12 protein-coding genes are annotated in these 12,862 nt (G+C 53.9%); 4 read left to right on the top strand and 8 right to left on the bottom strand.

The window, feature by feature from the left end:
• The first annotated feature begins 99 nt into the window (after positions 1-99).
• Both FEK66_RS19990 and FEK66_RS19985 read left to right on the top strand, forming a co-directional pair.
• Positions 100-1,320, top strand: coding sequence for a phosphoadenosine phosphosulfate reductase (locus FEK66_RS19990; protein ID WP_135493525.1), 1,221 nt, complete (start codon positions 100-102; stop codon positions 1,318-1,320).
• Entirely contained in the window at positions 1,293-1,922 is a 630-nt protein-coding gene (locus tag FEK66_RS19985) for a ParB/RepB/Spo0J family partition protein (RefSeq protein WP_130258600.1), read from the top strand. Before FEK66_RS19990 ends, FEK66_RS19985 begins: the two co-directional genes overlap by 28 nt.
• On the opposite strand, the gene ybdL is transcribed toward FEK66_RS19985, so the two are convergent.
• Complete coding sequence (gene ybdL / locus FEK66_RS19980; RefSeq protein ID WP_135493524.1) at positions 1,923-3,083, bottom strand: methionine-oxo-acid transaminase; 1,161 nt, start codon at positions 3,081-3,083, stop codon at positions 1,923-1,925.
• A 108-nt stretch (positions 3,084-3,191) separates the two neighbouring features.
• Between ybdL and hcxA the strand changes: the two genes are divergently transcribed.
• Positions 3,192-4,280 carry a hydroxycarboxylate dehydrogenase HcxA gene (gene hcxA, locus FEK66_RS19975; RefSeq protein ID WP_135493523.1) on the top strand — a complete coding sequence of 363 codons (1,089 nt, stop codon included), beginning with the start codon at positions 3,192-3,194 and terminating at the stop codon, positions 4,278-4,280.
• Between the two features lie 9 nt (positions 4,281-4,289).
• Here hcxA and FEK66_RS19970 read toward each other — a convergent pair whose 3' ends face one another.
• From FEK66_RS19970 to entC, 7 genes are all read right to left on the bottom strand, one after another.
• Positions 4,290-4,487, bottom strand: a complete 198-nt coding sequence (locus FEK66_RS19970; protein ID WP_000460431.1) for a YbdD/YjiX family protein — start codon at positions 4,485-4,487, stop codon at positions 4,290-4,292.
• A gap of 112 nt (positions 4,488-4,599) precedes the next feature.
• The gene (gene cstA, locus FEK66_RS19965; RefSeq protein WP_135493522.1) at positions 4,600-6,705 is read right to left on the bottom strand and encodes a pyruvate/proton symporter CstA; all 2,106 of its coding nucleotides are present in this window, start codon (positions 6,703-6,705) and stop codon (positions 4,600-4,602) included.
• Between the two features lie 180 nt (positions 6,706-6,885).
• Complete coding sequence (gene entH, locus FEK66_RS19960; protein ID WP_000637953.1) at positions 6,886-7,299, bottom strand: proofreading thioesterase EntH; 414 nt, start codon at positions 7,297-7,299, stop codon at positions 6,886-6,888.
• 2 nt (positions 7,300-7,301) lie between these two features.
• Complete coding sequence (gene entA / locus FEK66_RS19955) at positions 7,302-8,048, bottom strand: 2,3-dihydro-2,3-dihydroxybenzoate dehydrogenase EntA (RefSeq protein ID WP_000347633.1); 747 nt, start codon at positions 8,046-8,048, stop codon at positions 7,302-7,304.
• On the bottom strand, positions 8,048-8,905 hold the full coding sequence (entB, locus tag FEK66_RS19950; RefSeq protein ID WP_135409655.1) for an enterobactin biosynthesis bifunctional isochorismatase/aryl carrier protein EntB: 858 nt from the start codon (positions 8,903-8,905) through the stop codon (positions 8,048-8,050). The genes entA and entB overlap by 1 nt, the downstream gene beginning before the upstream one ends.
• Positions 8,906-8,918: 13 nt before the next feature.
• Positions 8,919-10,529, bottom strand: a complete 1,611-nt coding sequence (gene entE, locus FEK66_RS19945) for a (2,3-dihydroxybenzoyl)adenylate synthase EntE (protein WP_135493521.1) — start codon at positions 10,527-10,529, stop codon at positions 8,919-8,921.
• A 9-nt stretch (positions 10,530-10,538) separates the two neighbouring features.
• On the bottom strand, positions 10,539-11,714 hold the full coding sequence (gene entC, locus FEK66_RS19940) for an isochorismate synthase EntC (protein ID WP_130260251.1): 1,176 nt from the start codon (positions 11,712-11,714) through the stop codon (positions 10,539-10,541).
• A gap of 188 nt (positions 11,715-11,902) precedes the next feature.
• Here entC and fepB point away from each other — a divergent pair, with 188 nt between their 5' ends.
• Positions 11,903-12,859, top strand: a complete 957-nt coding sequence (fepB, locus tag FEK66_RS19935; protein WP_130258593.1) for a Fe2+-enterobactin ABC transporter substrate-binding protein — start codon at positions 11,903-11,905, stop codon at positions 12,857-12,859.
• The last annotated feature ends 3 nt before the right edge of the window (positions 12,860-12,862 follow it).

Below are 12,862 nucleotides of genomic sequence, written 5' to 3'. Positions count from 1 at the left end.
CGATGAATATAAAATGAGATATCTTATTTTAATTTGTTACTACTATAATCAGAAAACTATCGCACTATTCTCCAGATCACGTTAAGAGAGCGTTTTCAGATGTCCATTTATAAAATTCCGCTTCCGCTCAATATTCTGGAAGCTGCACAAGAGCGTATTACCTGGACACTCAACACCCTACCCCGCGTTTGTGTCTCATTTTCTGGCGGTAAAGATTCAGGCTTAATGCTTCATCTAACCGCGAATCTGGCCAGAAAAATGGGGAAAAAAATATACGTTCTGTTTATCGACTGGGAAGCACAGTTTTCTTTAACTATTCACTATATTCAGTCCCTACGAGAGCAGTATGCAGATGTCATTGAAGAATTTTATTGGGTAGCGCTGCCTCTTACGACGCAAAACTCTCTTTCTCAGTATCAACCCGAATGGCAATGCTGGGAACCTGATGTTGAATGGGTACGCCAGCCCCCGGAAGATGCGATAACCGATCCGACATTTTTCTCGTTTTATCAACCGGGTATGACGTTTGAACATTTCGTGCGTGAATTTGCCGAATGGTTTTCGCAAAAACGTCCGGCGGCCATGATGATCGGCATCCGGGCTGACGAGTCCTATAACCGTTTCGTTGCTATCGCCAGTTCGAATAAACAGCGTTTTGCCGACGATAAACCCTGGACTACGGCCGCACCAGGCGGTCATAGCTGGTACATTTACCCCATCTACGACTGGAAAGTGGCTGATATCTGGACCTGGTATGCAAATCATCAAAGTCTCTGCAACCCACTGTATAACCTAATGTATCAGGCAGGCGTCCCTCTGCGTCAGATGCGAATTTGCGAACCTTTTGGCCCGGAGCAACGGCAGGGATTATGGCTCTATCACGTTATCGAACCGGATCGCTGGGCTGCTATGTGCGCACGAGTCAGCGGTGTAAAAAGCGGCGGAATTTACGCCGGACATGACAATCATTTCTATGGGCATCGGAAAATCCTCAAGCCAGAGCATTTAGACTGGCAAGAGTATGCATTATTGCTGCTCGATAGCATGCCGGAGAAAACAGCTGAGCATTACCGCAATAAAATCGCCATTTATTTGCACTGGTATCAGAAAAAAGGCATCGAGGTTCCACAAACCCAGCAAGGGGACATTGGCACGAAAGATATCCCCTCCTGGCGGCGAATATGCAAAGTTTTACTCAATAACGATTACTGGTGCCGGGCATTATCATTTAGTCCTACGAAAGCGAAGAACTATCAGCGTTATAACGAACGGATAAAAGGAAAACGTCAGGAATGGGGGATACTATGCAACAACGATTAACGCAGGATTTAACCCAATTTCTCGCCAGCTTGCCGGAAGACGATCGCATCAAAGCGATTAATGAAATCCGCATGGCGATCCATCAGGTTAGCCCCTTTCGTGAAGAGCCCGTGGATTGCGTTCTGTGGGTTAAAAATAGCCAACTCGTGCCGAATGATTACAACCCCAATAATGTGGCACCGCCAGAGAAGAAGCTGCTAAAAAAATCCATTGAAATTGATGGTTTTACCCAACCTATCGTGGTGACTAACACTCAATCTGACACAATGGAGATTGTTGATGGCTTTCACCGTCATGAAATTGGTAAAGGATCTAACACGTTAAAAACGCGCTTAAAAGGGTATTTACCGGTTACCTGTCTGGGAGGGGATCGTAACGAGCGCATCGCTGCAACAATTCGCCACAACCGCGCTCGTGGACGCCATCAAATCACTGCAATGTCGGAAATCGTCCGTGAACTCAGCCAGTTGGGATGGGACGATAATAAAATTGGCAAAGAACTGGGAATGGACAGCGACGAAGTGCTGCGCCTGAAGCAAATTAACGGCCTGCAAGAGTTGTTTGCCGACCGTCAATATTCCCGCGCCTGGACTGTCAAATAACTAAAGCTGGCGCAGGCGTTCAGCTGCTGCCAGCAACGTCGATTCCTTCTTGGCAAAACAGAGACGAATCAGTTTATGGGGGAAGGGATCGGCGCAAAATACCGACAGCGGGATCGCCGCCACGCCATGCTCCCGCGTCAGCCACTGGCAAAACTCAACATCATCCAGCGTAGACACGGCGCTGTATTCCACCAGCAAAAAGTAAGTACCTTCGCAGGGTAGTATCTCCAGCCGACTTTCACTTAAGGCGTTCACCAGAATATCGCGTTTCTGCCTATAAAAGTCCGGTAACGCAAGATAATGCTCAGGTTCTGCACGTAGCATATCCGCAAGCGCCAGCTGTGCCGGGGTATTCACCGAAAAGGTCAGATACTGATGCACTTTGCGGATCTCGGCGCTGATGGGCGCAGGCGCAACGCAATAGCCCACTTTCCAGCCGGTCATATGATAGGTCTTGCCAAATGAAGATACTGCCACCGCCCGCTCACGCAACTGCGGATGCGCCAGCACGCTGGCATGGCCCTGCTGTGAAAAGTTGATGTGCTCGTACACTTCATCACTAATAACAAAAATCTCGTGCCCGGTAATTGCCTGCCACAAAGCGGCGAAATCAGCCTGCTGCCAGACGGTGGCGCTGGGATTATGCGGCGTATTGAGGATCACCAGTCGGGTGCGCTCGCTTAACAATGCGGCAAATTCCTGCCAGTCAACGCGAAAATGCGGAGGTTGCAGTGCAATACGTTTCACTATTCCCCCAGAAAGCGCGATGGCGGGGGCGTAACTGTCATAGCTGGGATCAAAGCAAATCACTTCATCACCATTGCGCACCAATGCGGTAATCGCTGCATATAACGCTTCCGTCGCCCCTGCCGTTACGGTGATATCGCTATCGGCATCTGGTTGATAGCCATACAGCCGCGCGGTTTTCTCAGCAATCGCCTCGCGCAATGCCTGCACGCCGGTCATGGGCGCGTATTGGTTTGCCCCCTGGGCAACGTGGTACGCCAGCCGCTCCTGTAAATAGCGCGGACCATCAAAATCAGGAAAGCCTTGCGACAGGTTAATCGCCTGGTGTTGCTGCGCCAGTGCGCTCATCTGGGTGAAAATAGTGGTGCCAAGTTGTGGAAGTTTGCTTTGTGGAATCAGAGGGTTATTTGTCATTTTTATTGTACCTGACGAAGTTGCGTGTTGAAGGCACTATAACACGATGCTAGTATTTGGCAATCAAGACGTTTAGATGTCTAAATAAAACAATAAGGACAACACAACATGCCTCACAATCCCATCCGCGTCGTCGTCGGCCCGGCTAACTACTTTTCACATCCAGGAAGTCTCAATCACCTGCACGATTTTTTCACTGATGAACAGCTTTCTCGCGCGGTGTGGATCTACGGCGAACGCGCCATTGCTGCGGCGCAAACCAAACTTCCGCCAGCGTTTGGGCTGCCAGGGGCAAAGCATATTTTGTTTCGCGGTCATTGCAGCGAAAGCGATGTACAACAACTGGCGGCTGAGTCCGGTGACGATCGCAGCGTGGTGATTGGCGTCGGCGGCGGCGCACTGCTCGACACCGCGAAAGCCCTCGCCCGCCGTCTCGGTCTGCCGTTTGTTGCCGTTCCGACGATCGCCGCCACCTGCGCTGCCTGGACACCGCTCTCCGTCTGGTATAACGATGCCGGACAGGCGCTGCATTATGAGATTTTCGACGACGCCAATTTTATGGTGCTGGTGGAACCGGAGATTATCCTCAATGCGCCGCAACAATATCTGCTGGCGGGGATCGGTGACACGCTGGCGAAATGGTATGAAGCGGTAGTACTGGCCCCGCAACCAGAAACGTTGCCGCTAACCGTGCGTCTGGGGATTAATAACGCGCAGGCCATTCGCGACGTCTTGTTAAACAGTAGCGAGCAGGCGCTTGCCGATCAGCAAAATCAGCAGTTAACACAATCATTTTGCGATGTGGTGGATGCCATTATTGCCGGAGGCGGAATGGTCGGTGGTCTGGGCGATCGTTTTACGCGTGTGGCGGCGGCCCATGCCGTGCACAACGGTCTGACTGTACTGCCGCAAACCGAGAAGTTTCTCCACGGCACCAAAGTTGCCTACGGTATTCTGGTGCAAAGCGCCTTGCTGGGCCAGGATGATGTGCTGGCGCAATTAACCGGGGCGTATCAGCGTTTTCATCTGCCGACTACGCTGGCGGAGTTGGAAGTGGATATCAATAATCAGGCGGAGATCGACAAAGTGATTACCCACACCTTACGTCCGGTGGAATCCATTCATTACCTGCCAGTCACGCTGACACCTGATACCTTGCGTGCAGCGTTCGAAAAAGTGGAATCGTTTAAAGCCTGACGTACAAATTTAGCAGCAGCGCGCGCCGCCTTTTCCACCGTAGCGCGCGTCCTGCCGCTCACGGAAAAACTCCTCGTAGGTCATCGGCGTTTGATCAGGATGGTTAACCCGCATATGTTCGACATAGTTGTCGTAATCAGGCATACCGATCATCAGCTTCGCCGCCTGACCTAAATATTTTCCGGCTTTTGCCAGTGAATCAAACATCTAAACCTCCGGTAATACAAATACCCTCCTGAATTATGAGGGCTTAATTGCTATCAACACGCTCGGGCTGAGAGTAAGGGGAACGCTCGGCACATTCCCCCACACTCTGACTTTAGTGCGCGCCTTTCGCCTGCGCCACGATCTCCTCGACATTTTCCGGCATTGGCTCATACGGCGTTTCTTTCGCCGTTGGCTTCGGCTCTTTCAATGCCGCCAGTGCCGTCTTAATCGAGAACAGTGCCAGAACCACCACGACCACCATAAAGAAGATGGTTAACCCAGCATCCAGACGGTTGTTGAACACCAGTTGCGCCAGTTGTGACTCAGTATACTGCGACGGAATATTGCCGCTGTCGATCATTGCCTGGAACTTGTTAGCAATCGCCAGGAAGCCGACTTTCGCATCCGGGCTAAACGCTTTCTGCCAGCCTGCGGTCAGGGTACAAATCAGCAACCAGGCCGTTGGTACCAGCGCCACCCAGGCGTAACGTTGACGTTTCATTTTGAACAGCACTACGGCACAGAGCATCAGCGCCATCCCTGCCAGCATCTGGTTGGCTATACCAAACAGCGGCCACAGAGTGTTAATACCGCCCAGCGGATCGACCACCCCTTGATGGAGGAAGTAGCCCCACGCCAGCACGCACAGCGCCGTTGCCAGCAGGTTAGCAGGCAGTGAATCGGTCCGTTTCAGGCCCGGAGAAACCACGCCCAGCAGATCCTGCAACATAAAGCGCGCAGCACGCGTACCTGCATCTACTGCAGTCAGAATAAACAGTGCTTCAAACAGAATGGCGAAGTGATACCAGAACGCCACATCCATCATGCCGCCCAGCGCGCCGTGCAGAATGTAGGCCATCCCCACCGCCAACGTCGGCGCACCGCCCGCACGGGAAATGATCGACTGTTCACCCACTTCGCTGGCAATCTGGTTTAGCGTATCCGGGGTAATCGCAAAGCCCCAGCTACTCACCACCTGCGCCGCAGAAGCGACCACATCCGTCGTTCCTGCCGGAGCCAGCACCGCCATCGGGCTGTTCATGGCGAAGTACACACCCGGATCGATGATACAGGCAGAAACCAGCGCCATAATCGCCACGAAGGATTCCATTAACATTCCGCCGTAGCCGATAAAACACGCCTGCCCTTCGTTCGCCAGCATCTTCGGCGTGGTACCGGAAGAGATCAGCGCATGGAAGCCAGACACCGCGCCACAGGCGATGGTGATAAACAGGAACGGGAACAGGTTACCAGTCCATACCGGGCCAGTACCATCAACAAATTTAGTCAACGCAGGCATGGTCAACGTCGGGCGCATAATCAAAATGCCTACCGCCAGACCGACGATAGTCCCGATTTTCAGGAAGGTAGAGAGGTAGTCACGCGGGGCCAGCAGCAACCACACCGGCAGCACCGCCGCCACAAAACCGTAACCCACCAGCATCCAGGTCAACTGCACGCCGGTAAAGTCAAAGTACGGCGCCCAGGTCGGGCTTTCTGCCATCCAGCCGCCAGAGATAATGGCGAAAATCAGGAACACCAAACCGATGACCGACACTTCGCCAATACGCCCCGGACGCAGATAGCGCAGGTAGATCCCCATAAACAGCGCCAGCGGAATGGTAAACGCAACGGTATACGTTCCCCACGGGCTATGAGTCAGGGCTTTCACCACGATCATCGCCAGCACCGCCAGGATAATGACCATGATCATAAAGCAGGCTACCAGCGCAATCACCCCGGCGGTTGGCCCCATCTCTTCTTTGACCAACTCACCCAGCGAACGACCGTCACGGCGCGTAGAAACAAACAGCACCATAAAATCCTGCACCGCACCGGCGAGAACCACCCCGGCGAGCAGCCAGATCATCCCCGGCAGGTAACCCATTTGCGCCGCCAGTACCGGCCCAACCAGCGGACCTGCTCCGGCAATGGCCGCAAAATGGTGACCGAACAGCACTTTCTTGTCCGTCGGCACATAGTCCAGCCCGTCGTTATGGCGCACCGCTGGCGTCATACGCGTCGGGTCAACCGCCAGCACATTTTTGGCGATATACAGACCATAAAAACGGTAAGCGATCAGATAGACACAGACCGACGCCACCACAATCCACAGTGCGTTGATCTGTTCCCCACGATTTAAAGCAATGTATCCCAGAGCAAATGCTCCCATTACAGAGAGCACTGTCCAGACGAGGTATTTCCCTGATTTGTTCATAGTTGTTATCCGTGTGCGTGTCCATAGAGATGTTACATTTTGTTTCTATAACATCTTTGTACAATTTAACAACACAGCAACCATGTAAATCGGAGTTGAAACCAATATTTAACTTCACAATGTTAACTCGATCACTCCGTTAACCGAGTTTTCCAACAATCTCATTTAATTCTGTCGGGCTCATCCCAAAACTGCCGTACCCAGCCGACAAGTGCAGCAACGCCGCCCCTGTTCATCGAAAACGACGATTTCCCAACTCTGATTTTGCCGCCCAAGATGCAGCGGCTGGCAGACGCCGCGTACCTTGCCTTCAGACACCGGGCGATGATGGGTGGCGTTAAGTTCCGTGCCCACCACACACTGTCCGTCGCGGGTCATCATAAATCCGGCCATCGATCCCAGCGTTTCCGCCAGCGCTGCCGACGCGCCGCCATGCAGCAGGCCAAACGGCTGATGAGTACGGGTATCAACCGGCATTTCGGCTTCCAGCACATCATCGCCCAGACGGGTATACACAATTCCCAGATGCGCCACCATTGTGTTATCGCTGGTAGCGTTCAGTTCGTCGAGCGTTAAATGGCGTTTCCAGATCATGCTTATGCCCCCAGCGTTGAGCCGCCATCTACCACGATATCCTGTAGGGTGATATGGCTGGCGAGATCGGAAGCGAGGAACAAAATCGTGTTGGCGATCTCTTGTGGACGGGCAATTTTCCCCAGCGGAATACCGAGTTTAAACTGCTCGCCAAAGCCGCGAATACGCTGCTCTTCGGCGTCATCGCTCACCCACAGCGTGCGTTGCATATCGGTGTCGGTTGAACCCGGCGAAACCACATTACAGCGCACACCGCTACCCGCCAGTTCCAGTCCGACGCTCAACGCCAGGCTTTTCAGCGCCGCTTTCGACGCGCCATAGGCACTCATGCCAATACGCGGCGTGTGCGCAGCGTCGGACGCCACAGTGACAATCGCCCCGCCCCGTTGGCGACGAAACTGATTCATGGTCTGCTGGAACAGGTTAAACGCACCGCCGACATTGACCGCAAAAGTCTGTTGCCAGTCTTCCTTACTGAGCTGATCGGTCGCGCCCATGCGCAAAATTCCCGCCGCATTGACCAGCACGTCCAGTCGCTCCGTTTCAGCTAACAGTCGCTGACATACCTGCGCCACCTGCGCAGCATCGGCAACATCCATTACTTCGGTCGCAAAGGGATATTGCTCCTGAGCGAACGCTTGATCAAAACCTGTAACTTTTGCTCCCGCTTCAACAAATGCCAGCGCCGTGGCGTAGCCGATACCTTTCCCCGCGCCGGTTACCCAGACATTTTTACCGCTGAAATCCATTATTTCACCTCGCGGGAGAGTAGCTTCCACCAGGCGTCGATGGTCGGGTTTTTCGCCAGCATGACAAAGTCGATATCGCCATGCACTTTGCGCCAGCGCGCCGCCAGCGCCATCATCCGCACCGAATCCAGACCGTAGTCGATCAGGTTGTCGTCATCGAACGGTTCATCGGACTCGTCCAGCAACGGCAGGATCACCTCACGCAGCGCCGCTTTGCTGGCGGGGATAGGTGCTGGCAGTAATTCTTCGGTCATCACCACCCGGCCAGAACGTCCGGCCACATAATTCAGCGACATCAAATGCTCGTCACGGCTGAAATCGGCCAGTGCATCCGCCACCATAAACGGTTTAATATCGCGCATAAATGCGTCGGTTGCGGTGGTCATACAGCCAATGTGGGCATATACCCCGGTAATAATCAGCTGGTTACGCCCACTCTCTTTGAGCATTTGCTCCAGCGGAGAACGATGAAACGCGCTGTAGCGCCACTTCACCAGCACCGTGTCGTCGGCATCTGGCGTCAGGCGATCCACCACCTTTTGCTGTTCCGGCGATCGGGTCAGGCCCGGCCCCCACATATCATTCAACAGCGCCCGATCTTCATCGCTCTGATCTTTCGGCTGGGCAGTGTAATAAACCGGAATATTGTGCTGTTTGCAGTAGTCGCGCAGCGCCGCAATATTGGCGATCACCTGCTCCATCATCGGGCAGTTCTCACCCCAGAAGCTGACAAAATAGTCCTGCATATCATGGATTAACAACGCGGCACGTTGCGGTTCAAAGGCCCAGTCGACTTTATTCTGCGGAATATCGTGAGACTCCGGCAGCGCGTAAGCCTGTAATTTTGGAATAGCCATCGTGTTCTCTCCTTCAGGCTGAAGCGCGTGACGCCAGCCACTGACGTAATTGTTTTTTATCGACTTTCCCGACCGCCGTCAGCGGAAGTGAATCTACACACTCCACGCGATCCGGTAATTTAAATTCGGCAATACCCTGTTCGCGCAGGAAACGACGCACCTGCACCGCGCGCAGCGGCTCTTTTACCACCAGATAAGCACAGCTTTTTTCGCCCATCAGCTCATCTTCCATACTGACCAGTGCGGCGTAGATCACCGCCGGATGGCGCAGCAGCAGGTTTTCGATCTCTTCGGCAGCGATCTTCTCGCCGCCACGGTTGATCTGATCTTTCTCGCGCCCCTGCACGGTGATGTAACCCTCTGGATCAATAGAGATCAGATCGCCGGAACAGTAAAAACCGTTGGCATCAAAGGCGCTGGCATTGTGCTGCGGGCTTTTGTAATAACCGCGGAAGGTATACGGCCCGCGCGTCATCAGGCGTCCAACTTCCCCTTGCGGCAGTGGATTTCCATCGGCATCGGCAACCCACACTTCATCGTCCGGGCACATTGGGTAGCCCTGGGTATGGATAATTTTCTCCGCGCTATCATCAAGTCGGGTGTAGTTCACCAGCCCTTCCGCCATGCCGAATACCTGCTGTAACTGGCAGCCAATCTCTGCGGGAATACGCGCCGCAAGCGTGGCAGAAAGACGTGCGCCACCAACCTGTAACAGTTTCAGCGAGGCAAGCTGCGCCCGGCTTTCGCCTTCAGCCAGTGCCTGCAACCACAGGCTGACTGCCGGTGGCACCAGCGCGGTGACGTTAACCTGATGTTTTTCAATCAATGGGAAGCAAAGCGTGGCGCTGGGATCGGCCGCCAGAACGACAGTGCCGCCAGCAAGAAATACCCCCAGCGATCCCGGCGAACTCATGGCGTAGTTATGAGCCGCCGGGATCGCGCACAGGTAGCGCGTCTGTTGTGTGAACTGACAAATCTCGACGCTACGGCGCACGCTGTAGTAGTAGTCGTTATGAGTGCGCGGGATCAGTTTCGGTGTGCCGGTGGTGCCGCCGGAAAGCTGGAAATAGGCCACTTCATCAGCAGGTGATGGCGTGGCAGTAAAATCCTCTGCCGGATGGTTAATCGCATCCTGCAAGTTATGCTCACCGCTGTCGTTGTGCAGTTGCACCACGCGAATGGAGGAATGTTCTGTGACGAAAGTATTGAGGAAATCATCCCCGCTAAACAGCGCATGTTGGCGATCGGCAATCAGCAATGTGGGTTCAATCTGGCTGGCATAGGCGTTCAGTTCACTACGCTGATGGCTGAACAGCGCCAGCACCGGCGCAACGCCCAGTTTCAGCAGCGCGAAAAAGGTAATATAAAGTTCAGCGACGTTACCCAGTTGTACCAGCGCGGTTTCACCAGGTTTAATGCCCTGACGGCGCAAACTACAAGCGAGGTTTTCCGCCGCCTGATTCAGCTCCCGGTAACTCAACTGCCGCTCGCCGTCGATAACCGCGATGCTGTCACTCGCAGCGTGGCGAGTCAGAATGTTGGTCAGCGGCAAATCCTGCCAGTAACCTTTTTCCCGATAGCGACGGGCAAACTCTTCCGGCCAGCGGGTGAATGGAATGCTCATCCTCGCTCCTTAATGCAATCCAAAAACGTTCAACATGGTAGAAAGTTTGACACCTGTTTCGCGCCACTCACCCAACGGTGACGACGCAGGCACAATCCCCGCTCCGGCAAACAGACGCACCTGATTTTCCCGCAGCTTCGCGCAGCGGATAGTCACCACCCACTCGCCGTTACCTTCGCTGTCACACCAACCCACAATGCCGCCAAACAGCTCGCGGTCGAACGGCTCCAGATCAGCAATAACCTGGGTCGCGGCCTGATGAGGGAAACCACTCAGCGCGGGGGTCGGATGCAGCAGGCAGGCCAGAGTCAGTGCGTTTTCTTGCGAATTCGCTTTACCTTCAAAGGGAGTTGCGAGATGCCACAGCGTCGGCGTGGTGATCAATTGTGGAGAGGAGGGAACGTGTAACTCACTACTGCGTTCGCGCAGTACCTCTTTCATCGCCTGAGTCACTAGTTCATGTTCATGGCGATCTTTTTCTGACGCCAGCAGACGATTACCCGCTTCGCGATCGAGCACGTCATCCGGCTGACGACGCGCGGAACCGGCTAACGGAATAGAGCTAAAACGCTCGCCGTCTTTGCGCAGCAGCAGTTCCGGGCTGGCCCCGAGCAGAACGCCACCATCAGCCAATGGCACATGGAAGTTGTAACTAACCGGGTTTTGCGCAATCAACCGTTCCAGCAATACGCCGCTATCAATGGAGGCGTCAGTGGTGATATCAATCAACCGTGACAACACCACTTTGTCGACCTGCGGCGTGGCGGTAAGAGCGGCGGCGCGGGCGACCATCTGTTCAAACGTGGCTTGTTCCGGAATTGCCTGGCGTTCAACCACGTTCAGCGACTGGCTGCGGGTGAAACGGCGTGCGGAAGCTTGTTTTTCCTTACGGGAGAACGACTGCCAGGATTCAGGGATATACAGCGACGAAGGCTGACGTGGATCGAAGGGAATCGCCCCGACCATTACCGGATTTTTGATGCCCCGCGCTTTGGCATCGGCAAACAGCGCGGCGAGTTTTTGCTGGAAGGGACTGTCGGGCGAATCCCCGTTCACAGCTGGTTCATCGAAGCGGGCGAAACATCCTGACGTCGTAAAACTGCGGTACGGCGACATAAAGAAAAAGCGATTGGGCGCAAGTGTTGCCATGGTCTGCTGTACTTCCTCAGCCAGTGACGTATCCATATCATCCTCCACAAAATGATAAAGGCTTTAATAATGATTATCATTTATATTTTCGGTCGCTAACCTAAAAGCAAACGCGCACTATGTCAACTCTTGAGGTAACGCAATCTGCAACTCGGGGTTGCATCTGGTTGTCGTTACAATGAAAATGAGAAGCATTAACTTCATTAATAACAGGACGCTGATTTGTGAGACTCGCCCCGCTCTACCGCACCGCTCTTCTACTAACAGGCTTTTTACTTTCAGGAATATCCGCAGTGCAGGCCGCCGACTGGCCGCGTCAGGTGACTGACAGCCGCGGCACTCATATGCTGGAAAGCCAGCCACAGCGCATCGTCTCAACCAGCGTCACGCTGACGGGTTCGTTGCTGGCGATTGATGCCCCAGTGATTGCCAGCGGCGCGACCACGCCAAATAACCGCGTCGCGGATGACCAGGGCTTTTTACGCCAGTGGAGCAAGGTGGCGAAAGAACGCAAACTGCAACGGCTCTATATCGGCGAACCGAGCGCCGAAGCCGTTGCCGCGCAAATGCCGGATCTGATTTTAATTAGCGCAACAGGCGGGGATTCGGCGCTGGCGCTGTATGATCAGCTTTCCACCATCGCCCCGACATTAATCATCAATTACGACGACAAAAGCTGGCAGTCGCTGTTAACGCAACTTGGCGAAATTACCGGGCATGAGAAGCAAGCGGCAGAGCGGATTGCACAGTTTGATAAGCAACTGGCGGCGGCGAAAGAGCAAATCAAATTACCGCCGCAGCCGGTCACTGCCATTGTCTATACCGCCGCTGCACACAGTGCCAATCTCTGGACGCCGGAATCAGCACAAGGGCAGATGCTGGAACAACTCGGCTTTACGCTGGCGAAGTTGCCCGCAGGGTTAAACGCCAGCCAAAGCCAGGGCAAACGCCATGACATCATTCAGCTTGGTGGGGAAAATCTGGCGGCAGGGTTAAATGGCGAGTCACTATTCCTGTTCGCTGGTGATCAGAAAGATGCCGATGCAATTTATGCCAATCCGCTGCTCGCGCACCTGCCTGCAGTACAAAACAAGCAGGTTTATGCGCTGGGAACCGAGACGTTCCGACTGGATTACTACAGCGCCATGCAAGTGCTGGAACGACTTAAGGCGCTGTTTTAAGCA

Source organism: Escherichia sp. E1130 (genome assembly GCF_005781065.1).
Classification (GTDB): domain Bacteria; phylum Pseudomonadota; class Gammaproteobacteria; order Enterobacterales; family Enterobacteriaceae; genus Escherichia.
Note: the sequence above shows the minus strand (reverse complement) of the source record. Positions and strands in the feature narration are given on the sequence as shown.